The sequence below is a fragment of the Microbacterium sp. BG28 genome (assembly GCF_034044005.1).
In the GTDB taxonomy this organism is placed as follows: Bacteria; Actinomycetota; Actinomycetes; order Actinomycetales; family Microbacteriaceae; genus Microbacterium.
Genome location: NZ_JAXCHA010000003.1, coordinates 735,935 through 760,001, shown reverse-complemented (window position 1 = coordinate 760,001; position 24,067 = coordinate 735,935). Strand labels below are relative to the sequence as shown.

Sequence of the window (24,067 nt, the reverse complement as noted above, 5' to 3'; positions counted from 1 at the left end):
GATGCGGTCTTTCATTCTCCGCCTCGCGGGATTCGCGGGCGCACCGATCATCTCGGCGCTCGCACCCTTCATCATACTTCCGGTGATCTCGCGGTTCGTGGGCGACAGCGGGTGGGCGAACGTCAACTCCGGGCAGGCCATCGGCCTGCTCGCGATGGTGGGGGTGCTCTTCGGCTGGAGCGTCATCGGTCCCGTACGGGTGGCACGTGCCTCCGACGCGCACGAGCGAGCGGTGATCCTGTCCGAGAGTCTCCGCTCCCGCGCGTGGACGGCGCTTCTGGTCGTTCCGCTCGCGGGCGTGGTGACATACGTCGTCTGCTCCCCCGACTACCGCACCGAGTCCGTCATGATCGCGGTGGCAATGGCGGTCGGTGGATTCACTCCGGCATGGTTCTGCATCGGCGAAGGCAACCCGCGGGCTCTGATGCTCTTCGACGGCGTCCCCAAGCTCGCGGCCTCCGCGCTCGCACTTCCCTTCCTGCTCCTGACGGGTCAGGTGTTCTGGTACCCGTTGCTCCTCGTGGCGCTGACCGTTCCGGCCTTCGCCATCCACGCGCGCCTGGTGAGCACCGGACACGACCCCGCGGGTGTCCCGGCACGCCCCACGCGCCGGGTGCTGGCCTCGCTGGTTCCCACGGCCGCCATCGATGCTGCGGGCAACGTCTATGGCTCGACCGGGATCCCCATCGCCACGGTCGGTCTCTCCGCATCGGCGGCGAGCTCCTTCGCTTCGACGGACCGTGTCTATCGGATCGGATTGCTCGCGGTCATCGCCGTGGGCAACGCCTTCCAAGCCTGGGTGCTCGACCCGCGCGCCGTGAACCGTGCACGCCGTCACCTCATCGCCTTCGCCGCGCTCGGCGGCCTCGGCGCCGTCGGCGGGACGGCGATCGCCATTCTCGGCCCCTGGGCCACCGGCCTGGTCTTCGGCGCCGCAGTGGCCGCAGCGCCGCTGCCATGCGCTCTCTTCGGCACAGCGTTCTTCTTCATTTCCTGTGGCACGCCTCTCATCCGCAATCTGCTGATCCCGGCAGGTCGCTTCCGGCTCGTGTTCGCCGCCACAATCTGCTCTGCTCTCGTGGGTGTCACGACGATGCTGATCGGCGCCGCGCACGGCTCCGCCGACGGGGTAGCTCTCGGCGTCGCCGTCGCCGAGGCGGTTTCCGTGGCGATCCTGGCCTTCCCCGCGTGGCGCCAGTTCCGCCGGGAGACCGCCGTCACGTCCTGAGCGTCAGGCTTCGGGGGCTCGCCACACGATCTCGGCTGCGACCCGCTGCAGCTCCGACGGCATCCGCCCGCCTCGGCCTTGTCCCCCGTCGCGCCAGCCCCGCCGATACAGCGCCAACAGCGCGCGGCGCGGGCGAGCGAGCATCAGGGCGTTGACGAAGTGGATGATCTCCAGAGCCGTATCGCGCAACACCCACGCCGGAGCACTCCGTAGGTAGAGCTTGTTCACGACCCGCCGGTTGCGCACCCGGTAGTAGTACCGGAAAGGAGAGCTGAGGGTGACCACATCCGGGATGCCGGGAAGGCGGACGCGCCGGCCGAACAGCTCGCGCGCGTACTGACGACCGAGCGCGTGTCCCAGGCCGAGCCCCGGCGCCGCCACGCCGACGAGTCCCGCGGCCGCGCACCGCAACTCGAATTCGGTGTCGACGAGATCGATGAACAGGTCCTCGCGGAGCAGTCCTACCCGCTCCCAGGTTGAGCGCGGCACGAGCATGCCGGACTGGATCGAGTGGCGCGTGCGGAGCACACCTCCGTCGCGGTTGTGCACCTGGCTCACACCGGCGAAGCTCTCCGGCACCACGAAGGCGACCCTCACACCCGCGCCTTCCGCCCCCTCGAACGCGCGCTGAAGGGCGTCGACGAAGCCCGGGGAGATGGTCGAATCCTGGTCGAAGGTGAGCACGGCGGACGCACCTGCTTCGAGGGCATGACGGACCCCGCGATTCAGCGCCGCGCCGATACCGCTGTTCTCGTCCGCGCGCAGCACCTGCGCGCCCGCGGACTCCACCTCGTCCCAGACCTCGTCCCATCCAGGACCACTGCCGTCGTCGACGACGACGACCCGGCGCGCGACCTCGGCAATCGCCGCGCGAACCGACTCCACGAGGTCGGGATCGGGACGGAAGGCGGAGAAGACGACCCACGTCTTCGTCACGAGGAGGAATCCGGCGTCGGATTTCGGTCATCGTGCACGCTCGCCTCGAGCGCGTCAACGCGAGCGGCGAGCGCCGTCAGCTCGGCTCTGCTGATGGCGGCTTCCTCGGCGAGCCGACGGATCTCCTCCTCCGCCTGGGACAGCTCCCAGGACAGATGCAGCGCGACCCCGAGCAGCAGCACGATCGCCAGCGCGAACAGCAGATTGGCGGGCAGCTGGACCCCCAGCGCGGACGTGAGCCATAGCAGGAGCTGCGGGAAGATACCCAGAACGAGGACGACCACGCCTATCACGAGCCACAAGACCGCGTACTTCTCACGCAGCCGGCGTGTGAGCAGCAGCCACATCACGACGACGATGATCAGCAGCGCGAGAGCGATGGAGGCGAAGATGATCATGAAGGCGCCCCCTGCAGTTCGCTGGGGTGGATGGCTCGGGAGCCGCGGAGCAGAGCCAGCCCGAGAGCGAAGACGGAACGCAGCAGATAGACGGTCGAGCCGACGGGCCCCTGGCTCGGCCGTCCATGGGCCCTGGGTCGCATCGCAACGGGGACCTGCGTCACCTTCAGTCCGGCGTGCACCGCGGCGACCAGGGAGTCGAGGGTGTCACCGAGATACTCCGCGGGGTAATAGCGCACGTATTGGTCGATCGCTCTGCGATTCGCCGCTCGGAACCCGCTCGTGACGTCGGTGAGCCGCGTATCGGCGGCGCGGGAGACGACGCGGGCGAGGAAGACCATCGCCCAGCGTCGCGGTCCGCGCACCTCGTAATCGCCGACCTCCGCGAAACGCGCACCGATCGCGATGTCGGCGTTCTGCAAGCCCGTGAGCACCCTTGCGATGTCCGCAGGGTTGTGTTGGCCGTCCGCGTCGACCTGGATCGCTTGCGCGTATCCGTGGCGCTGAGCGTACGTGAACCCGGTCTTCATCGCGCCACCGACACCGAGGTTGAAGGGCAGATGCAAAACGGTGGCGCCTGCCGACACGGCCACGGCCACGGTGTCGTCCGTCGAGCCGTCGTCGATGACGACGACGTCATAGTTCGGTGAGGCGGCGCGAATCTCGCGGACCGTGGCGCCGACGCTGCGCTCCTCGTTCCACGCGGGAACGATCACGAGAACACGCGCGTCAGAAGGAGCCATCATGGCCATTCTAAAGGCCGACTATCCCGCCAGCGAGCATCCGGTCAGCTCGTAGAGCCGAGCGTCGCCCTGCTGGTCGACGAGTGTCACTTGGGGTGACCTCTCCAAGTCCGCGTAACCCTGGACCGGGCCGTGCACCCCGACCGTGCCGAAATCGAGGATGTACCTCACGTCGTCTTCGTCGGCGGCTCGGCACGCGGCCGCGTCGAAGCGACCCTCGTGCAGCGCCTCAACGATCCGTGTGCGCACATCATCCATCTCGACCAGCGCGTGCGGCAGAAGCACACGACGATCGGCCAGTGCGTACGCCAGCGCGGCTCCGGCGAACGGGTCGCCCGCCACCACCGCCGACTCGGGCACCTCGTCGTCGAGGCGCCCGAGGAGCGCGTACTCGTCGCTCGATACGAGAGCGGACTCCGTCGTCATCCGATACGTCGACGACGCCCACTCGACGGCGCGCGGGACGGCCCCGATCTGAGCCACAGCCACGAGAGCCACGGCGGCGGCCAGGCCAGCGGCGATCGCCCCTCCGCGCGGGACTCGCTGCCTCGTTCCGGCGGGGATCCGGGCGCGCAGCCACGTCCATGTCCTCGCCGCGCCATAGGCGGCGAGCGGCAACAATGCCACGACGAAGATCGCTGCCAGTCGAGGCGCGTTGTTGTACCAGCTGCCGGTGAACGCATCACGCAGATGAGGGAGCGGCAGTGCGACGACGACGACGTAGAGCCACGCCCCGACCAAGTACATGGCCAGCATGAGCCAGGCTTCCCGGGTGCGGTCTATCAGCGTCCAGACGATACCCAAGATGACGAGGACGGCGACGGCATACGCAGGCACCTGGTACCACATCGAGCCAGCGAGGACAGTGACGAGCGCGTCCCCCATCGAATGCGACAGCGGCCATCCCCGCGCCGCCAAGGGCGGTCGCAGCACCTTGAGGAGCAGGACACCCGCGACCAGGTAAGACAGGAACCCGGCGATCGTAAGCGCGCGGCGGCGCCAGCCGCGTCGACGCAGTGCCCGCACCACAACGGCGCAGACCATGGGCGCGGACAGCGCCAGTAGCGCGACGAACGCGCCGGGATGAGCGAGTGTCATCCCCACGATCGCGCCGGCGAAGACGAGAATCCACCACCCGGCGTCCAGATGCGGGGCATCCTTGGCGACGCCGAGCATGCCGGCCACCACCGCCAGAGCGAACGGAAGCAGGGCGAGCCCGTACAGCAGCGGGTACAGCACGCCGTAGTCCAGCAGCAGGATCGGAAAGGCCGGGACGCCGGCGGCGACTGCGCCCGCCGCGACCGCTACGGCCGGCCGGGCCCCGGCGAGGGTGCGTGCAAGCAGCACCGCCCCGACGGGCCAGACACCGGCGGACACGACGATGATCATCGCGTTTGTGGCGACAGGGATCGTGACGCCGGTCAGCTGGACGATCAGCGCGACGACGCCGTGCCACGCCGCAGGATAGAACGCGAGACTTCCGCTCGGGCTCGTCATGAAGCCCACGTGCAACGACGAGGCGTTGGCGGTGTCGAGCACATAGCGCACGCCGTTGAGGTGGAAGATGTTGTCGAAGGTCTGTGAGAAGCTCCCGGGCGCGCCGAGGATCTCCACGCAGCGCCAGACGAGAACGGCCGCCGGGAGCGCAAGCGCGATGAGAACCCATATGTCGAACCGGCGCGAGGTTGCGGGCTTACGGGGCCGGCCTCTGCCGACGACGACCCGGATTGCGGCCGAGACACCGCCGATCAGCACGGCGACGATCACCACCGGCAGAAGCGACCACCCCAGGCCCATCCATGGCGCGACGATGGCGGCACCCGCCGTTATCGTGGCGAAGAAGGCCGGCGCAGCAGCGATGAGCCAGAGCCCCCGCAGCCCCACCGCCCACGCCACCGACCCGCCGATGACGGCAGTGATGGCGAGGAGGACGCCGACGGCGCCTATGAGGTCTAGCCAGGTCACAGGTACTCCACTCGCGGCGCGACACGGTCCCGTCCAGGATAACGAGCCCGACGGCCGCTCTTGCTGGGAGCCCGCAGACCCGCGAAAGCTCATGGCAGGATAGGGAGCGTGAAGGGCATCATTCTGGCCGGGGGTTCGGGGACGCGTTTGCATCCGATCACGCTGGGCGTGTCAAAGCAGTTGATCCCGGTGTACGACAAGCCGATGGTTTACTACCCGCTGTCGACGTTGATGCTCGCTGGGATCCGCGACATTCTCATCGTCACGACTCCGCACGACGCGCCGTTTTTCGAACGGCTGCTGGGCGATGGGTCGCAGTTCGGGGTGTCGATCACGTTCGCCGTGCAGCCCTCTCCTGACGGCTTGGCGCAGGCGTTCACGATCGGGGCGGATTTCATCGGCTCCGACAAGGTGGCTCTCGTTCTCGGTGACAACCTGCTGTACGGACCGGGTTTGGGTTCGCAGCTGAAGCGGTACACGACCATCGACGGCGGGGCCGTCTTCGCGTACTGGGTCGCGGAGCCCTCCGCGTACGGCGTGGTCGAGTTCGACCAGGCGGGACGCGCCGTTTCCCTCGAGGAGAAGCCGGCGCAGCCGAAGTCGAACTACGCGGTTCCGGGCCTGTACTTCTACGACAACGACGTGGTCGAGATCGCCCGTTCTCTCGCCCCGTCACCGCGGGGCGAGTACGAGATCACGGACGTGAACAAGGCGTACCTCGAACGCGGCAAGCTGCAGGTCGAAGTCCTACCGCGTGGCACGGCGTGGCTCGACACGGGAACGTTCGACCAGATGACCGACGCCGCCGATTACGTGCGCACGATGGAACGACGCACCGGGCTGCGCATCGGAGTGCCGGAAGAGGTCGCGTGGCGTCAGGGGTTCCTCAACGATGACGAGCTCCGCGAGCGCGCCGAGAGACTCGTGAAGTCCGGCTACGGCACCTACCTGCTCGAAACCCTGGAAAGGGGACGTTGATGTCCAAGCTCCTCGTGACCGGCGGGGCCGGGTTCATTGGTTCGAATTTCGTGCACCACGTCGTGGGGAACACGGATCACGAGGTGATCGTGCTCGACAAGATGACGTACGCCGGTAACCGAGCATCGCTCGCGGGGCTCCCCGAGGACCGGGTGCGGCTGGTGGTGGGCGATATCGCCGACGCGGCGCTGGTGGATGAGTTGTTCGGTCAGGTGGATGCGGTGGTGCATTACGCGGCCGAGTCCCACAACGACAACAGCCTGCACGATCCGCGTCCGTTCCTGGACACGAACATCATCGGCACGTACACGCTGCTCGAAGCGGCCCGTAAGCACGACAAACGGTTCCATCACATCTCCACCGATGAGGTGTACGGCGACCTGGAACTCGACGACCCGGCCCGGTTCACCGAGAACACGCCTTACAACCCGTCGTCCCCGTACTCGTCGACCAAGGCGGGCTCGGATCTGTTGGTGCGGGCGTGGGTGCGTTCGTTCGGGGTGCGCGCCACGATCAGCAACTGCTCCAACAACTACGGCCCCTACCAGCACGTGGAGAAGTTCATCCCCCGTCAGATCACGAACGTGATCCGCGGGATCCGCCCCAAGCTGTACGGTGCGGGCGAGAACGTGCGCGACTGGATCCACGCCGACGACCACTCCTCCGCCGTGCTCACCATCCTCGACAAGGGCGTCATCGGCGAGACGTACCTCATCGGCGCCGACGGCGAGAAGAACAACAAAGACGTCGTCGAACTCATCCTCACCCAGATGGGACAGCCCGCCGACGCGTACGACCACGTCACCGACCGCGCCGGCCACGACCTGCGCTACGCGATCGACTCCACCAAACTCCGCACCGAACTCGGCTGGGCCCCCGCCTACAGCGACTTCGAAACCGGCCTCGCCAACACCATCGACTGGTACCGCAACAACGAAGCATGGTGGGCACCCACCAAAGACGGCGTCGAAGCCTTCTACGCCAGCAAGGGACAGTGAACGAACGGCGGCTAGCTCAGCGCTCATCCGCTCGTTCAAGCTGCCGCGTCATGGCCAGTCTCGTCAGATGTTCATGTCGACGTCGATCCGCACGTAGCCGATCGCACGCGGGTCGGGCTCGACGTTGAAGGACGTGGCCTGTGTCACGTTGTGCAGCGTCTGACCGCGGTCATCCATCAACGTCGCGTTGACGAAGTACTTGCCCCCTCCGAGTTGCGGATGACGCAGCTGGAACGTGAGAACGCGTTCGCCGTTGATCGTAGGCACAGACATATTGAGCCAGTCCGTGCCGGTCGCGAAGACCTTCTGTCCCAGAGCATCGTCGACCTGAATGCGACATATCGCCGCCTCGAGTCCCTCCGCAGCGATCGTCAGAGAGATCTCGATGTCATCGCCCGGGCGCGCGACCTGAACGCCGTCCTCGCGCTGCACCGTTGCGGACACTGCTGTGATGGCGCCCCCCGGCCGGCGGTCGAACGATCCGCTCGCGACCTTCTCGGCCACGCGGCGCTCTTCGAGCAGATCCCGGAACCGGGCGACGGCGGCGACGGGCTCGCCGTCGAAGACGACCCTGCCCTTCTCGAGCAGCACGCAACGCTCGCACAGATCCGTGACCTGATCGAGCGAATGGCTCACGAGAATGATCGTGCGCCCCTGCTTCTGGAAATCGCGGATGCGGTCCATGCACTTGCGCTGGAAAGCCTCATCCCCGACCGCGAGGACCTCGTCCACGAGGAGGACGTCGGGATCGGTGTGCACGGCGACGGCGAACGCCAACCGAACGTACATGCCGGATGAGTAGAACTTCACCTGCGTGTCGATGAAGTCACCGATCGACGCGAAAGCGACGATGTCGTCGAACTGGGCCTCCGTCTCCTCACGACTCAGCCCCAGAACCGCCGCGTTGAGGAAGACGTTCTCGCGTCCCGTCAAGTCGGGATGGAACCCCGCGCCCAGCTCGAGCAGTGCGGCGAGACGCCCGCGACGACGTACCGCACCCTTGGTCGGTTCGAGGATGCCCCCGATGACCTTCAGGAGCGTGCTCTTTCCCGAGCCGTTGTGGCCGATGAGCCCGATGGTCTCGCCGGCATTGATGTCGAGAGTGACGCCCTGCAGGGCCCAGAAATCTTGCCGGTGCCGGCGCCCGGCACGTCCGAGGGTGACGATGCGCTCCTTGATCGAGGAGTCCTTGCGGATGGTGAACCGCTTGTGCACGTCCTCGATGCGCGCGACCGTGGGGCGCGTGGGCGCCTCGTTTGACGAGAGAACAGCAGAGTCAGGCATTGCTACAGCTCCTGAGCGAAGTTACCCTGCAGACGCAGGAAGATGCGGTGACTCACGAACAGCAGCACCAGGCCCACCAGTGTCGCGACGAGCATGCGGATCATGAGTCCCCCCGGCGTCTCCACGGTATCCCCGGCGACCCAGAATGCACGCTGGAAGCCGAGAACCGCCAGCGTGAGCGGGTTGTTCGTGTACACCTCGAGCAAGATAGGCGAGGTCACGAGCGACTTCACCATCTCCCACGAGTAGACGATCGGGCTGGCCCAGAAGAGGAGCATCGTGATCACCTCCACCAGATACTGGGTGTCGCGCAGGTACACGTTCACGGCGCTGCACAGCAACGCGAAGGCGGTGCCGTAGACCACGATGAGCAGCAGAGACGGTAGGAAGTAGACGATCTCCCAGTGCAGCGGGGGCTTGAGCACCAGGAAGGTAGCACCCAGCAGAACGAGAAGCTGGATACCGAAGTTGAAAAGGGCCGATCCTACGCTCGAGAGAGGGAAGACCTCTCTCGGCAGATACACCTTCTTCACCAGCCCGCCGTTGGTGAGCACCGAACTCGTTCCGCCGACGACGATCTCCGTGAACAGGCCGATCACCGACAGACCAGAGAAGATGTACACCGCGAAGTCCGGGATGCTCTGGGCTGCACGCAGGAACTGCCCCATGACCACGAAGTAGACGGCCAGCTGGACCAGAGGTCGCACCAGAGACCAGAAGAATCCGAGAGCCGAATCCTTGTAACGTGCCTTGAGATCGCGGCGCACCAGGAGCCCGAGCATCTCGCGGTGCGAGAACACGTTCCGGATGGCACGCCACCCCGTTCCGCCACTGGCCGCCCCCACGGCATCGAGCGGCAGTGCCGACAGTCGCCGATATCGCGACGCGGCTTGCTCGTTTGCAGACTCCATCATGCCAATTCTAAGACGAGGGCCGTCGCGACCCGAGGGCGAACAGTCGCGACGAGCGCGACCGTGAGGCGTTCAGAGGGGGACGACATCGGCGAGTCGCGGGTGCGCCCGGTCCTTATCGGATAGCTCCACCTCGGACAGCGGGATCGGCCACTCGATAGCGACGGTGTCATCCGCCACGTTGAGAAACGAGTACTCGCCCACCTTGTCCGCGCTCCAGTGATCGTTGACGAGGTAGGTGTACGCGGTGTTCGGCTCGAGCGTCTGGTAGGAGTTTCCGACGCCCCGCGGAACGTAGATGGCCGTCGACGGGTCGAGCTCGGCAGTCACCACACGGCCGAAGCTCTCCCCCGCACGCAGATCCACCCAGGCGCCGAACACCGAGCCGAAGGCGATGGAGATGAACTTGTCCCAGGGCTCGGCGTGAATGCCGCGCGTGGTGCCGACCGCGTCATTGAAAGAGATGTTGTTCTGGACCGGGCCGAAATCGGGAAGCCCCAGCTCCATCATCTTCTCGCGCTGCCAGTTCTCCTTGAACCAGCCTCGGTTGTCGCCGTGGACCGGCAGGTCGAACAGAAGGACCCCGGGAATCTCGGTGTCGCGCACACGCAGAGCCTTGCCATACTCCAGTGCCATCACTTCTCCTTCGCGAACGGTGACGCGGCCATCAGCGCGCGGATCGCTGCGGCATCCGCCCAGATCCCGGGTGAGTCATAAGGCCGATCGGGAAACGCTCCGTACTCGAGCGAGATCGGCAGGCTGTTCTCGACGATGAACCGCTCGACACGATCAGCAAGCGACTCGGGCACCCCCGACGCCGTGTTCAGCACACCTGTCACGCCGGGCGTCGTCGCCGCGACAGCGATCTGCCGGCCCAGCTCCGCAACGTCGATGAAGTCGTAAAGGCTCTTCCCCGTCGTGAAAGGAAAACTCGTCTGACCACGGTCGGCCGCATCCAGGAGCTTCGCGAAGATCGATCTGTTGCGTCGGTCGTCGCCGAGGATGTAGTACGCGCGCAGCCACACGTACTCGACCCGATCTCCGATCGACAGCATCGTCGAACGACGCAGTGCATCTTTCGCGATGCCATACAGCGTGATCGGGTTGGTGGGCACGTCGGACGTGATGGCGCCTTCCCAGTAGCCCACTTCGTGCATGGTCCCCAACGCTGCGACGCGGCGCACGCCGCGATCTGCCAGCGTCGTCAGAAAGCGGTAGTGCGCGGACAAGTTGTCCATATGCGAGGACGCGTTGTGCACGAAGCCGTCCTGCCACGCGAGGTGCGCGACAGCACCAACCTCGTCCACCGGCACGATGTCCGTCAGGTCGAACGAGGGGTCGAGCACATCGGCTTCCGAGATCTCAGCGCGAGGATCTATCTCGCCCTCTCGGGCCTCGCGTACGAGCGCGATGACGCGGTACCCGAGGTCGGCGGCCGCGCTCACCACATGCCGCCCCACGTATCCGCCCGCGCCGGTGACAACCAGTGCCTGACCCATCTTCACCCTTCGTGCCCGCTCGAGGCGGACCACTCCATGACGACGACGTCGCCAATGCAATTAGAGACTACTGAAGCGCACCTGAACGCGTCGTCAGCGTGGACGGCTCCGTTCCGGCTCACCGTGTGAGCAAACCCCTTCACAACTCAAGCGGGTATCCGTACCGGCCGGCCCCTTCCCACTGGGCGGGGGCGATGTTGGTGTAGACGGGGCTCCTGTCACCGAAGAAACGCCGAACAGCCCCCAGGACGTCGACCGAGTCGGTGTCGAGGTCGGTGGTGAATCCGCACCAGTGAGCCGTGCACAACTCGTGCTCTGCGGATCGGGTAGCGACGACAACGACGTCCTCGTCGACGTTCTCCCAGTCACGTGACGAGTCGATCAGGGCGTAGCCGCGTTCGGCGGCCGCATGACGCACGATCGCATCGACTGCCCGTCGCTTGGCGTGATCCAGCTCGCCGGAGCGCAGGAACCCGTCGACATTCCACTGGAACATCGGCGTGCGGTGATCGACGATGCCCTGGTTGCGCCAGTCCGCGATGTCTTTTCCGGAGACGACACCCGCGGCCAATGTGGAGCCACGTCCCGCGTGATACACGAACGCACCTTGAGCAAGCAGATGACTGTAGCCCGCACTGTCTGCACGAGCCGACCAGTCGGACTCCTCACCATAGCCACGCCCGAACACCGGATCCATGAGCCCGACGACGTCCAGTGCAGCGACCGGCACCATCATGGCGAAAGATATCCCGGCGGGCACGCGCAGCGCCGACATGCCAAACTCTGCTGAGAGCGCGTCACCGATACGATCCACGATGTCCTGGGACTCGACGAACAGCTCGACCCCGTTAGGCAACGAGTAGGGGTCGACATTCGTGGACCATGCCGTGACCGACGCCGCATCCGTAGCTGCCGTCGCCACGTCGAAGAGAATCTTGACGGAGTCCTTCGAGTAGATGACATCCGAGTTGGAGATGATGACGTAGTCATAACCGAGCCGCTGGGCCGTCGCGAGTCCCAGGTTCACGTTTCGTGGAATGCCGAGGTTGCGAGGCGTGCGGTAGTACGTCGCACCCGCGGACTGCGCCAGCTCGGAAAGATACTCGCTGAAGCCGGGCTCCGGGCTCGCGTCGTCCAAGACGAGCACGTCGAGTTCGAACCCCGGGTGCTCCAGCCTCGAGATCGACTCCAGCGTGCGCGCAGCGAAGGCGCGGCCGTTGTAGAACGTGACTGCGAGGAGAACGCGAGCAGACTGCGTCTGGTTCACCGCCCAGTCATCCGCTTCGCTCGACGCGCCAGCGCGTACAGCACGTGGTTCTTCCGGAAGAGGTATTCCAGACGCCTGCGCGGGTCCATCGCGCGCTTGAGTCTGACGATCTCGCTCTCCAGCGTCGCGATGCGTTCCTCACGCGCCACCATCGTCTTGGTCAACTCGATCACCCGAAGGTTTGCCGCTTCCACATCCCGGAGCGCCCGCTCGAGCGAAACCGCGTCAACGACCTGGGGCGACAGTCTCTGGGGTTCCCCCATGGCTTACAAACCTCTCGTACATCTGCGTGGACGCCACCCGTACGGTCCGTTCGGACCCAGGACGTCAGGGCGGGGACAGTCGCGGCATCCGGGTTCCGATGGCGGCCACCGGTTGGCTGCGAACGGTGACGCCATGCAGCATCCGAAGGCGCGCGAACGTGGTCGCTAGGTTATCACTGCGCCCTGAGGGACCCCGGACGGAGGACGCGCGCGATCATCGGTTGGCCGTGATCGTCCCGCGCTGAAACTGCTGGGACACGCTGTTTCCCGAGACCGCCGCCGAGCCCGTCGGGAGACCGTATGTTCCGTCCGCCCCGCCGGCCGCGTTCCACCGCCCGGCGATGGGTTCCGCGACGGCGCGTATGCCGGTTGCCGGGGACCAGACGATCGATCCTCGCTGGAAGCCCTGCACACACCAACGACCGTTGCAGGAGTCTCCCGCCAAGGGCAGACCCAGCGAACCGCTGGGACCGCCCGACGCCATCCACACATCCCGATACTCGCCGTACACAGCGACCACACCGTTCGACGGCGACCCCGAGAGAACGCCACCCTCGAACGCCTGCGAGCACGTCACCGCCGAGCACGTCGCCGCGGCCGTCGGAGCACCCAGACGACCCGAACCCGCCCCCTGCGCCTGCCACGGCGCAAGGAACCAGCTCGAAACCGTGATCATGCCGTACTGGGGCGTCCACGCGAGGACCCCGCGCTGGAACGACTGCGCACAGTTGCGACCGTTACAGGAGTCTCCCGCCAAGGGCAGACCCAGCGAACCGCTGGGACCGCCCGACGCCATCCACACATCCCGATACTCGCCGTACACAGCGACCACACCGTTCGACGGCGACCCCGAGAGAACGCCACCCTCGAACGCCTGCGAGCACGTCACCGCCGAGCACGTCGCCGCGGCCATCGGAGCACCCAGACGACCCGAACCCGCCCCCTGCGCCTGCCACGGCGCAAGGAACCAGCTCGAAACCGTGATCATGCCGTACTGGGGCGTCCACGCGAGGACCCCGCGCTGGAACGACTGCGCACAGTTGCGACCGTTGCAAGAGTCTCCCGCCAAAGGCAGACCCAGCGAACCGCTGGGACCGCCCGACGCCATCCACACATCCCGATACTCGCCGTACACAGCGACCACACCGTTCGACGGCGACCCCGAGAGAACGCCACCCTCGAACGGCTGCGAGCAGGTCACCGTCGAGCAGCTCGCTTCCGCGGTCGGGTATCGCAGCTGACCTTGTTCGAATCCGCGGGCAGCCCACGCGTCGAGGAACCACTTGGTCGTGGCGATGCTGCCGCGCGCAGGGGAGACATCGATGCGGGCGCCCTGGAAGCGCTGGAAACAGGCACCGGCTGCGTCACAAGAGGCGGGCCCGACGGGGCCGCCCACGGCGGATACCCCACCGATGGCGAAGAACTTCGTCGCAATCGCGGCGGGAACAATCTCGGCGTGGTCACCGCCGGAGACCACGAGGCCACCGTCGAACCGCTGTGTGCATCCGGCGGTGACACAGACGGCGTCAGCCGACGGATAGCCGAGCGAGCCTCCCGACATGCCCGCCGCACTCCAGACGTTGAAGATCGAACCGGTGATCGAGGTCGCCGCACTGCCCGAGAAGAGAGCTCCCCGCGCGAACAGCTGCGCACACTGACTACCGGTACAGACCTCGGGACCGCGAGCACCACCTAGGCTGACGCCACCGACGGCGAGCCACGTCGATGCGACGTGACGCCCGACGAGGTTGCCCCCTACTGCGTCGGCAGCGATCACGCCGCCGTCGAAGGACTGCGAGCACGTCCCATCGGAGACGCAGACGACCACCCCGGTCGGCATCCCCGCGTCACCGTCGATGAAGCCGATGTTCCGCCACATCGACTCGATGACGGTCGGCACTCCGAACACGCCGCGGCCGGGGAACCAGAAGATCGTGCCCCCACGGAACGCCTGCTGGCAGTAACGACTGTTGATGCACACGACATCCCCGGTCGGCGCGCCCAAGATTCCGTTCACTCCTCCGAGCGCCGCCCACGTGTCTGCATATGCGCCGGTGACGCGCTCCGCGGTCGGATCACCGAACCAGTCGGTGTAAAGCCGCCAGAAGTTGCGGTTCCCGTAGCTGGAGCAGAAATCGCCCGTACCGTAGAGGTTGTTCAGGGCGGCCTGGTTGGGCGTATAGGGCGTGTAGATGTACAGCGCACGAGTCGCATCGTTCTGGATGTAGACCCGCTTCGTGCCGCAGACACGGCTGTTATCGGGCGGTGTCGCCTGATAAAGGATGTTGTTCCAGCCCAGCTGATACCCGAACGACCTCGGGTTCTTGAGGTAGACCTGGAACTGCTTGGCCGCGCCGTAGATCTGGTAGAAAAATCCCGCGAACTGCGGATCGCACGCCGCTCCGTCCGGGCAACCCTGCCCGAGCGCGGCACTGTAGTTGCGCGGCGTGGGTGAGGTCGCGGTGACGAGTCCCTGCTCCTTCTGAAGCATGACGAGGATCACCTTGGGGTTGATCCCGCACGCCTGCGACACGGCCACGACGAGTTGCGCGGCAGTCATCGTGCCACCGGGATAGGCGTTGCAATAGGCGTTCGCCGGCACAGCGGGTGTCGACTGCGCAACATAGTCCTTCAGGCACGGCATCCCGTTGCTGCCTGCGCAAGAGGAGAGCTTGGAGTTCAGAAATGCCTGCGCGTCGCTGGCAGTCATCGACTGAGAGTCGAAGAAGTTGCGGTCCGAGATCAAGTAACCGTCTTGGAAGCTGCTCGCGTCCGCGGCAAGCGCCGTGGGGACCGCCGGCGGCAGGATGACTGCCGTCAGCGACGCAACGACCGCGACGACGACACCGAGAATCGCCACGAGGTAGCGAGGACAGGGTCTCCGACTCTTCACACTCACGGCTGTGTGACTGTCACCGGGCCGGAAGACGCCTTCGCGTCGGCGGAGCTGTAGCTCAGCACGAGAGTCCAAGCCCCTTGCGGTGCGACGATCTCGATCAGACCGCAGTTGACCGCAGCGGGAGTCGGCTCAGCATCGATCGTTCCGGTCAGCACCTTCCCGTCGGCAGCGGTCGCGGTCAGGGTGCACACGCCGCCCGATCCACCATCGCCGGTGACCAGGCCAGAGGCGTAGACCCTGGACCCGTCGGATCCCGAACTCACGATCGTCACGCTGGCGGGTCCGCTCGGGTCGGGCTGCGCGTCTGGGATCACCTGGTCGGTCGAGGTGGGAGTAGGCGTCGATGTGGATTCAGGAGAGGACGTCGGCGTCGGTCCAGCTGAGGCCGTTGCCGTGGGCGTGGGAACCGACGCTGCTGGCGTCGCACACGCCGATAGCGCGCCTGCCAGCAGCCCGACGGTCACCACCAGTGCCACGAGCCTGCGACGCGGTCGCCGCGCGGGAGCCCCTTCGGCGGACGACAAGTCGTATCCCATACTCACTCCCCCAGTATCGGCGTACATCCGCCCATACGCATCCAGCGACACGAGGCCGATACTGGACGCGCCCGCCGTCCGCCTATCTGCGGGTGGAAGGCACGCCGCCCGGAACCACGTCAGCGACGGTCAGCGCGGAGATGCACATGTTCCCTCCCTGCGACCCGACCTCCAGATCCCCGTCGATCGGATCCGCCATATACGCGACGACAGTACCGGCGCCTTCGGGTCGATCGATCGTGGTCCAGCCGTCCGCCACAAAGAAGGTCATACTGTCGCCCGACCCCTGCGTGAAGTCGAGCACCAGGTAGGTACGCCCCGCCGTCCTGATCTCCGGCATCGGCACGTTGAAGGAACCATCCGTGCACCTCTCACCCGCGAACTGCACGTCGGGGTCCGACAGCTCCGCGGGTCCCGCGTCGCCGTCCGGCCCGACAACCCAGGCCCCTTCAAGCACCGTGGTCGTGCGCACGTCGTTCCAACCGAGGCTCGGCAACAGAGCGCCGACCATATCGTAGGGATGCAGAGTCGGCATCCCGAACGACAAGGGAAGCGGCGAGTCGATCAAGGGCGGGGTCGGATCAGGCAGCGTATCCCGTAGCGCGGAAACCCACCCTCGCGCCTGGTATCCGCCGCTGCGCTCGACGGCGCCCACCAGCGTCAGCGCCCACGAAAGACTCGCCGCGACGCCGAGCAGGGTGGCGCTCGTAAGGCCGAAGAGCGTTACCGCACGGACCGAATGCCGTCCACCGGCGACGGAGGTCATCCCTCGCCGAGCGCGCAAGGACAGCACCAGGACGACGCCGAGGGCCAGCCAAAGCAGGGCCGAGCTCTCCAGCAAGTAGCGGAGTTGGCGACTCCCCGCGTCCCCGATCATCTCGCCACGCCGCGAGAGCACCGCAGCGTTGGCGAGCACGGCGATCAGCGCGAAAGCCCAGACTCCACGGTTAAGCCGCGAAGCCGCAAGACTCCACACGATGAACGCGGCAAGCAGCAGCACCGTGATGACCACGCGGGGGTCGAGGAGGTTGGTCGTCTCGTCGGCCATGTCGATGCCGAACAGTGACGGAACGAGACCACCCAGGATGTTGTGGGTGACGAAGCTGACGGTCGACATGACCGACGGCGAATCACCCGACTCATCGACGTAGCCTCCCGTGAGGAAAGCGATCACGTCGACGAGCGAGAGCACGACCAGTCCGGCCCAGAGCGGCCAGGCGCGCACCGCGTTGCGTAGCCTCTGACCGAGGGGAAGACCTCGCCAGACCACGAGCAGGCACCAGGCCGCGATATGAAGCGAAAAGAGGAGGTTCTTCTCGCTCATCGCCAGCGCCAGCGCGTACAGAGACAGTGCGGCGAGGAGATGGCGGGCTCTCCCCGTGACGAGCCAGCGGGTCGCACACCCCAGGACGGCGAGTCCGAGCGCCAAGGCGAACATGTTGTTGAGCGTCGCCGCCCACCACAGCCTCAGCATCATGGGGCCGAGCGACAGGGAGAAGGCGAGAGCGGCGATCACGTTCAGACGGGTCGCGCCGACGACCGCATCGAGACAGCGCGTGAGCGCTACGAACGCCCCCGCATGAATAGCCGAGATGAAAAGCACCGCGGCGGGCCAAGAGAGTCCGAAGACCTCGAGGAATGCCCACACACTGGCGATGTATCCGGGCATGAGGTGCCCGAACCACGATCGGAAGAACACGTCGGAGGTGAGCGGGTTCAGCTGGAAGTACTCCGCGAAGACCAGGTCATCCCGATCGAAGAATGACCAACCGGCCACGGCAACCGTCGCCACCACGACAAGCGCCGCCCCGGCGAAGATCTCCCAGCGCGAGCGGTGGTCAACGCTCAGCATCGACACGATCCGCCTTTCGGCACCCCCAGACTCCACCATTCGAATTCTACAGAACCGGGCGACGACCCACGTTCAGCTCACGCTCGAGACCACGGTAGCGTCGAAGGATGACGGTGCACGCGATGACGCAGCTCGTGGCGACGCGCGCGGGTGAGTGGTGCCTCTTCCTCGATCGTGACGGAGTCATCAACCGGCGTATCGTGGCGGGGTACGTCCGGGACTGGTCCGAGTTCGAGTTCCTCCCCGGAGTCCTCGATGCGCTTCGATCACTCGCGATGTGGGCGCCCCGCATCGTCGTCGTGACGAACCAGCAAGGCGTCGGCAAGCACCTCATGAGCGCGGAGTCGGTGGACGAGATCCATCGCCGAATGATCGCAGAGGTGACGCACGCAGGCGGGCGAATCGATGCTGTGCAGACATGCCCCCATCTGGCGACCGAGGGATGCGCATGCCGCAAGCCCTCGCCCGGAATGGCCATCGGCTATCTGGACGCGAACCCCGACGTCGACGGCTCGTTGAGCATCATGGTGGGTGACACCGATTCAGACATCGAGATGGCGAGGCGATTGGCCACTGCCACCGGCGGCTGTGTCGCCGTGCGGGTCGACGACACAGTCGACCCGCGGGCGAACCTGACATTCACCGGTCTCGCCGAGTTCGCTGCCGCCGTCGACGCCGCGCGCAGCTCTCAATCGGTCGAGTAGCCGAAGCCGTCTTCGATCGCCTGCATGAGCGAGTGGATGACGACGAGCTCTGATTCCTGGATACGGTCCGCCCAGCGACTCTCCCCTAGGGCGAACGACACGTCAGCCACCTCTGAGATCACGGTCCTGGCGGGACCGGAGGAGGCCACGACGGTGCCGCCGGCGGCCTTCATCGCCTCGGCTGCACGCAAGACGTTGGCGGACTTCCCGCTCGTGCTCAGCGCGAGCAGCACGTCTCCGGGACGCGCAAAGGCCTCGATGAACTTCGAGAACACGTACTCGTAGCCGTAGTCGTTCGCCACGCACGTCAGGTGCGAGGGGTCGGAGATCGCGATCGCGCGCAGCGGCGGACGGCTGGCACGGAATCGCCCCGTCAACTCCTCCGCGAAGTGCTGCGCGTTGGTCATGGAACCGCCGTTGCCGCACGCGAAGAGAGTGCCGCCGCTCTTGAGGCTCGTGACCATCAGCTCGGAAGCGCGCTCGAACGCGAGTCCGAAGTTCTCGTCACTCGCGAGCGCCGTCATCCGCGCCGCGTTCTCCAGGAGATTGTCTGCGACAACACTCACGCCGTTCACCTTCCCGTTCTCGCCGCGTCAGTCGCGGCGCACCTGCTGCCCCTGCGACAGCCTTGTCGTGGAAACGCCGTCGAGCAGCGAGACGATATGCACCGTCCCACCCCAGGCTTTGGCGTCGTCGCCCCCCACCACCTCGTCGGGCCGGTAATCCGAGCCCTTGACGATCACATCGGGACGGATGGCACGGATGAGGTCGCGGGGAGTGTCCTGTTCGAACACCGTGACGAAGTCGACGTACCGCACGGCATCGAGCACCGCCATCCGATCCGCCTGTGGCTGCAGCGGCCGGGACGGCCCCTTCAACCTGGCCGTGGACGCATCGGAGTTCACGCCCACTACGAGCACGTCACCGAGCGAGCGCGCCTCTTTCAGGAGGCTGACGTGGCCGGCATGCAGCAGATCGAACACACCGTTGGCGAAGACGACCCGCTTACCCGCTGCTTTCTCGACCGCAACCAACTGCGCCAGCTCGGCCCAGTCCTCGATCGTTCCGGGTCGGTCCTCGGGAGCGGACTCCACGAGCAGCTCGTTGAGAAGATCGGCGGCGGAGACGACGGCGGTTCCGGGGCGCCCACACGCGATACCCGCCGCCATGTTGCCTACCTGCACCGCCTGAAGGATCGTCATCCCGCTCGCGAGACCGACGGCGATGCCGGCGATCATCGAATCGCCAGCGCCGGATACGTCGGAGACGAGTCGGGCGCGCGTCGGAATGCGAGTGCGGGAGTGCGCCTCGATCACTTCGACACCGACGGCCGACAGCGACACAGCGACGGCGCCGATGCCGTCGACGAGAAGCCGCTGCGCGACGATGTCGAGGCTCTCTTCATCGGGCGCCGTCGCCGCCAGACCCGCCATCTGCGAAGCCTCGGCGAAGTTGGGCTTGACCACCGTCGCGCCACGGTACTTCGCGATGTCGTCCGACTTGGGATCCACAATCACCGGAACACCGTGTCGCTGGGCCACGGCGACGATTCGGGCCACGAGCTCGGCGTCGAGCATGCCCTTGGCGTAGTCGGAGATGACGACAGCGGTGGCTCGCGAGTTCTCATCGAGGGCGGATGCGAGCGCCGCGATGACGTCGTCCGCACCACCGCCGTCGAGGGCGGTCGTGTCCTCGCGGTCGAGTCGGACGATCTGCTGCTGGCCCGCGACGACGCGGAGCTTCTCGATGGTCGGCGCGTCTCCTCTGCGAACACGCGCAGATACCACGCCTGCCTCCGCGAGGATGCGATCGAGCTCGCGACCGGATGCGTCGAGCCCCCAGGACGCGATCAGCTTCGTGCGCGCGCCTAGCGCCGCGATGTTCATCGCCGCGTTGGCCGCACCGCCCGCGACGCTGCGGTCCCTACGCACCTGGAGGACAGGAATCGGCGCCTCCGGCGAGATTCGGTCGACCACGCCTTCCACATAGCGATCCAGCATGGCGTCGCCGATCACGATGACCTGCGTGGTCTCGAATTCCAGGAGATGGCGCGGGGTGATCGATGACGAAGAGAGCATGGATGGTTCCAGATCTGGATTCGAGGAGGACCGAACGAGACTATCCGACTCAGCTCGCGGCGCTCTGAAGCAATCCCGTGATTGCCGCGACGACCTCGGCGGGCCGCACCTGTCGGATGCAGTGCGCCTCGCCCGCGACACATTCCTCGGTACAGTCGGATATCGGAGTGGCCGGCTGGAGCACGACGCTTCGGGCCGACCACGGTCCGAAGCGTTCGGGCGCGTTGTCGCTCCACGGCGAACCGCTCGCGGGATGACAGGTGACGACGATGACCGGAAGGTCGATCGCACTCGCGATGTGCTGCAGACCTGAGTCGTTTCCGAGGAACAGGTCCGACCGGGCGATCGCTGCCGCGCTCTCGCTGAGCGTCAGTCCGCCCGCGAGCTCGACGAAGGGGATGTCGCGCTCGCGCAAGAGCTCCGACAGGCGAGCCGCGCGCTGCGCGTCCACCGCACCCCCGAGAATCTGCACCGTGGTCGGACCGTGCTCAGCGAGCGAGGACACAGCCTCGGCGACGTCCTCCACGGGCCATTGACGCTTGGCGTCGCGCGCACCGATCCCGACGGCGATGACGAGGCCCGGATTCGCGGGCAATGGCGCCATCTCCGTGACGCGTCTCGCGTCGGCGTCGTCGAAGAGCTCGTAACCGATCGCCTGCTCGTGGTGCTCCGGCCACGCGAGCCCCAGGTGCGCTGCAACGCGGCGCAGCTGGTCGACGGTCAACAAGGGCACCTCTCCTCGCTCGATCTCGTCCGTCAACAGCTGTGACTGGTCGCCGAACCACACGGGCTCACGATCGGGAACGGGCGCAAATCCCACGACCGAGCGTGCGCGCGAGGCGGCCGCGAGGTAACGCACAGGTGTGTCGTCGAAGTCCCAGCGCGGCAGCACCGCGAGGTCGTAGCCGCGCAGGCGGAATCGTCTCAGCGCCTGTCGCGCGGTGAGGATCTGTCGCTTGGGCGCCGATCCTTCGGTGATCGGTGTCCACTCGATGACTCTGTCCACCGTCGATGCCGCGTGGAACATTGTCGCCGGCCCAGGCTTGACCACGAGGTGGATCACGGCTTTCGGCCACTGCAGACGCATCGCAGCCAGCAGTGCGAGGGTGGTGGCGGTGTCACCGATCTCATCGCTGCGCAGGATGGCGACGCGGCGCGGCGTCTTCGACGAATCCCAGGGACGCCTCCGCAAGGACCCGAACAGACGCAGGAACAGACGCGGCGACAGCGGGTCACGGTGGCGAATGGCGTTCGCCGTCCATACGATCCGTCGGAGCAGGTTATGTGGCCTCACCGATCGAGTGTATCGAGCCCAGAGCTCACCGCCCCGGCCGCGGCAGCGAGCACAGCGGCACGAGCGTCGAACGAATGCTCCCGCCGGATGGTCTCACTGATCTCCTCTAGTCGATGGGGCTCAGGGAAAATCGTGTCCGGATCGGCTCGCAGAAGCTCGACAAGGTGATCGGCGTCGCGATAGGTCACCACCGCACCCTGGAAGAGCTCTTCGATCCCGTAGACCTGCTCGGAGATCACGCGCCCGCCGACGGCGACCACATCGAACGGCCGCATCGCGATGAACCCCTCGCGGCGCATAGCTGGCCATTGGTCATTGAGGACGATGGATGCCCGCTCGTACAGCGCCGGAAGGTCCTCGTTGTCGATGGACTCGGCAGTGATGACTGATGCGGGCACGAAGGGACGCCAGTCGGGGCCATACACCTTGACGTCGATGCCGGCGCGCACGGGCGCCACGACACTGGGCCGTGCGATGCCTCGTGCTGTGCCGACGAAGACGATATCCGTCCCGCGGGTGAGACCGCGGGGGGTGAACTTGTCGGTGTCCGTACATTCGAGGAGGGGATCCACCGCGATGTTCCACCGGCGGCTGGCTCGTTCTGCCCACGGCTCCGAAGCGGCGAAGACACGGTCGAACTGCTCCAGCTCCGCCCGGGTGATCTCATCCGGGTGGCTGATGATCCACTCCAGGTTGACCCCTGTCTCCGGCGGCTTAATACGGTAAGGGCCGCGCACGACGACGTTGACGTCGTCCAGGTAGGCGGTCTTCCTCCTGGCGGCGCCGAACGCGTCGACCACGACGACGTGACCGGCCCGGCGCAGGGCGGCGGCGAGCCCCTGCGCGAAGTGGGTGTCGCCCCACACCTCGCCACGTCGGCCTGCTGGAGAGCAGATCTTGATCGCCCACCGTTGCTGTGAAGCGCCACGGCGGCGCACCGCCAGCGTGGGCACGGCCGCGCCCTGATCGAGTCTCCATGTGCGCACCGAGAAACCCGCCTCCGACAGGATTCGCTCGATCCGATCGCGTTCATCGCGGTGCACAACCCGCCGCGCCCGATCGGCACGACGGCGCCGGAAAGCATGTTCGGGCTCATCCAACACGGGAGCGACGGTCGGCAGCGCGATGCACCGTGGCATACCGTCCCAGACGATGTCAGAGAGGTCATCCGCTCGCGCGGCGTCGAAGGCTGCTCGCGCGGCCGGTCGCGGCATGATGAACGAACGCCCCAAGGGTCGAGGGACCTCGACCTGGTCACCGAGACGCATCACGTCCTCGTGGGGATGGTCTCCGAGCACGATGCAATCGCCGCCGACGGCGCCCACCCATCCGATGCCCACGCCGCACGATGTGCCGTTCTCTTCGCGATGCGCGGGGACGACACACACTCCTGCGCCCGCGCGGCCGATGAGCTCGTCCAACTCCTGGTCGCTCACCGCTGCACGTGCGTCGAGAGCCGCCACGAGGGGCGCCGCACCCGCGTCTACCGCGTCGGCGACGACCCGTGACCAGATCGCGTCAGCCGGGTAGGAACACAACCGGATGCCGGGCTGCATACGAGCCAGCAGAACCGCTGTCAGCCACTGGGAGGCATCGACGTCGACGAGCGCGATGGTGGCAGTCACACGCGCGTCGGCGACGAGAGACGACACCTGTTGCAGCTTGCGCGCATATCCGCGATCCCGGCGTTGCACGACGCGGACCAGATCGAGCTCACTCAGCGCGCGGGCGGTCGGATTCACGAAAGGACGACCCCGGCGCCACTGACGTGCGGCATCGATCGCCTCGGCGCGCAGCTCGACGACGGTGAGTTGCCGAGAAGCTCCCGGCGCCGCGAGCAGGATGCGAGCATCCTGCCGCAGCCAGACATCCTCGAGGGCGGCCGGCTGATCGCCCGTTCCGTCGCGGGCGAACGCCACCGCATCCCACAGAGGATGCACCTGCACGGTCGGGCGCTCGCTCAGCAGGTACGCATACAGCGCCGGCACGCGGAAGACCTCCGGCAGCGTCCCGCCGGCGTGGATCTCGTCGAACAGCGGATTCAGGCTCAGACCCCGACGAAAACCCACGCTGACGTAATGCACGATCGCCGCATCCCGTGGGAGAGCGTGCACACCGAGCTGAGCGGCGTAGAAGGCGGGATCGACGAGGTGCGAACGCCGTATGACGCGCCACCACCACAACCTGTCACCGGCCCGGACGATGGGACCGAGCACGGGCACCTCCCGAAGCGC

20 protein-coding genes and 1 pseudogene are annotated in these 24,067 nt (G+C 66.5%); 4 read left to right on the top strand and 17 right to left on the bottom strand.

What is annotated here, in order from left to right; all coding sequences use genetic code 11:
* Position 1 precedes the first annotated feature (1 nt).
* Positions 2–1,228 (top strand): polysaccharide biosynthesis protein, encoded by a 1,227-nt coding sequence (locus SK224_RS14610; RefSeq protein WP_320435384.1) that lies wholly within the window; start codon positions 2–4, stop codon positions 1,226–1,228.
* A 3-nt stretch (positions 1,229–1,231) separates the two neighbouring features.
* Here the strand turns inward: SK224_RS14610 and SK224_RS14605 are convergent, their stop codons facing one another.
* From SK224_RS14605 to SK224_RS14590, 4 genes are read right to left on the bottom strand one after another with little or no spacing between them, the layout of a single operon-like run.
* Entirely contained in the window at positions 1,232–2,164 is a 933-nt protein-coding gene (locus SK224_RS14605) for a glycosyltransferase (RefSeq protein WP_320435383.1), read from the bottom strand.
* Positions 2,161–2,562 (bottom strand): DUF2304 domain-containing protein, encoded by a 402-nt coding sequence (locus SK224_RS14600; protein WP_320435382.1) that lies wholly within the window; start codon positions 2,560–2,562, stop codon positions 2,161–2,163. The genes SK224_RS14605 and SK224_RS14600 overlap by 4 nt, the downstream gene beginning before the upstream one ends.
* Positions 2,559–3,305 carry a glycosyltransferase family 2 protein gene (locus SK224_RS14595; protein WP_320435381.1) on the bottom strand — a complete coding sequence of 249 codons (747 nt, stop codon included), beginning with the start codon at positions 3,303–3,305 and terminating at the stop codon, positions 2,559–2,561. Before SK224_RS14595 ends, SK224_RS14600 begins: the two co-directional genes overlap by 4 nt.
* A 21-nt stretch (positions 3,306–3,326) precedes the next feature.
* Positions 3,327–5,270: a DUF6541 family protein gene (locus SK224_RS14590; protein ID WP_320435380.1), complete on the bottom strand. Its 1,944-nt coding sequence runs from the start codon at positions 5,268–5,270 to the stop codon at positions 3,327–3,329.
* A gap of 108 nt (positions 5,271–5,378) precedes the next feature.
* Between SK224_RS14590 and rfbA the strand changes: the two genes are divergently transcribed.
* Complete coding sequence (rfbA, locus tag SK224_RS14585) at positions 5,379–6,248, top strand: glucose-1-phosphate thymidylyltransferase RfbA (RefSeq protein WP_320435379.1); 870 nt, start codon at positions 5,379–5,381, stop codon at positions 6,246–6,248.
* On the top strand, positions 6,248–7,246 hold the full coding sequence (rfbB, locus tag SK224_RS14580) for a dTDP-glucose 4,6-dehydratase (RefSeq protein ID WP_320435186.1): 999 nt from the start codon (positions 6,248–6,250) through the stop codon (positions 7,244–7,246). The genes rfbA and rfbB overlap by 1 nt, the downstream gene beginning before the upstream one ends.
* A 63-nt stretch (positions 7,247–7,309) precedes the next feature.
* Here the strand turns inward: rfbB and SK224_RS14575 are convergent, their stop codons facing one another.
* The 9 genes and pseudogenes from SK224_RS14575 to SK224_RS14535 all read right to left on the bottom strand — a co-directional run bounded on the left by SK224_RS14575 (position 7,310) and on the right by SK224_RS14535 (position 17,793).
* Positions 7,310–8,530 (bottom strand): ABC transporter ATP-binding protein, encoded by a 1,221-nt coding sequence (locus SK224_RS14575; protein ID WP_320435378.1) that lies wholly within the window; start codon positions 8,528–8,530, stop codon positions 7,310–7,312.
* Between the two features lie 2 nt (positions 8,531–8,532).
* On the bottom strand, positions 8,533–9,441 hold the full coding sequence (locus SK224_RS14570) for an ABC transporter permease (protein ID WP_320435377.1): 909 nt from the start codon (positions 9,439–9,441) through the stop codon (positions 8,533–8,535).
* A gap of 75 nt (positions 9,442–9,516) precedes the next feature.
* Positions 9,517–10,077: pseudogene (locus SK224_RS14565) on the bottom strand (dTDP-4-dehydrorhamnose 3,5-epimerase family protein); the annotation flags it as partial.
* A complete protein-coding gene (locus tag SK224_RS14560; protein ID WP_320435376.1) occupies positions 10,077–10,940 on the bottom strand; it encodes an NAD-dependent epimerase/dehydratase family protein in 864 nt (287 codons plus the stop codon). The pseudogene SK224_RS14565 and the gene SK224_RS14560, both read right to left, overlap by 1 nt.
* Before the next feature lie 139 nt (positions 10,941–11,079).
* Positions 11,080–12,207, bottom strand: coding sequence for a glycosyltransferase family 2 protein (locus SK224_RS14555; RefSeq protein WP_320435375.1), 1,128 nt, complete (start codon positions 12,205–12,207; stop codon positions 11,080–11,082).
* Entirely contained in the window at positions 12,204–12,470 is a 267-nt protein-coding gene (locus SK224_RS14550; RefSeq protein WP_320435374.1) for a hypothetical protein, read from the bottom strand. The genes SK224_RS14555 and SK224_RS14550 overlap by 4 nt, the downstream gene beginning before the upstream one ends.
* A gap of 214 nt (positions 12,471–12,684) precedes the next feature.
* Positions 12,685–15,330: a hypothetical protein gene (locus SK224_RS14545; RefSeq protein WP_320435373.1), complete on the bottom strand. Its 2,646-nt coding sequence runs from the start codon at positions 15,328–15,330 to the stop codon at positions 12,685–12,687.
* Between the two features lie 35 nt (positions 15,331–15,365).
* Positions 15,366–15,632: a hypothetical protein gene (locus SK224_RS14540; RefSeq protein ID WP_320435372.1), complete on the bottom strand. Its 267-nt coding sequence runs from the start codon at positions 15,630–15,632 to the stop codon at positions 15,366–15,368.
* 355 nt (positions 15,633–15,987) lie between these two features.
* Positions 15,988–17,793, bottom strand: a complete 1,806-nt coding sequence (locus tag SK224_RS14535; RefSeq protein ID WP_320435371.1) for a hypothetical protein — start codon at positions 17,791–17,793, stop codon at positions 15,988–15,990.
* Positions 17,794–17,864: 71 nt separating this feature from the next.
* Here SK224_RS14535 and SK224_RS14530 point away from each other — a divergent pair, with 71 nt between their 5' ends.
* Positions 17,865–18,461, top strand: a complete 597-nt coding sequence (locus SK224_RS14530; RefSeq protein WP_320435370.1) for an HAD family hydrolase — start codon at positions 17,865–17,867, stop codon at positions 18,459–18,461.
* Here SK224_RS14530 and SK224_RS14525 read toward each other — a convergent pair.
* The 4 genes from SK224_RS14525 to SK224_RS14510 are packed head-to-tail and all read right to left on the bottom strand — an operon-like array spanning position 18,446 to position 24,049.
* Positions 18,446–19,027: an SIS domain-containing protein gene (locus SK224_RS14525; RefSeq protein ID WP_320435369.1), complete on the bottom strand. Its 582-nt coding sequence runs from the start codon at positions 19,025–19,027 to the stop codon at positions 18,446–18,448. The genes SK224_RS14530 and SK224_RS14525 overlap by 16 nt on opposite strands.
* Before the next feature lie 27 nt (positions 19,028–19,054).
* On the bottom strand, positions 19,055–20,539 hold the full coding sequence (gene rfaE2 / locus SK224_RS14520; RefSeq protein WP_320435368.1) for a D-glycero-beta-D-manno-heptose 1-phosphate adenylyltransferase: 1,485 nt from the start codon (positions 20,537–20,539) through the stop codon (positions 19,055–19,057).
* Between the two features lie 49 nt (positions 20,540–20,588).
* On the bottom strand, positions 20,589–21,833 hold the full coding sequence (locus SK224_RS14515; RefSeq protein WP_320435367.1) for a glycosyltransferase family 9 protein: 1,245 nt from the start codon (positions 21,831–21,833) through the stop codon (positions 20,589–20,591).
* A complete protein-coding gene (locus SK224_RS14510; RefSeq protein ID WP_320435366.1) occupies positions 21,830–24,049 on the bottom strand; it encodes a glycosyltransferase in 2,220 nt (739 codons plus the stop codon). Before SK224_RS14510 ends, SK224_RS14515 begins: the two co-directional genes overlap by 4 nt.
* Positions 24,050–24,067: the final 18 nt, after the last annotated feature.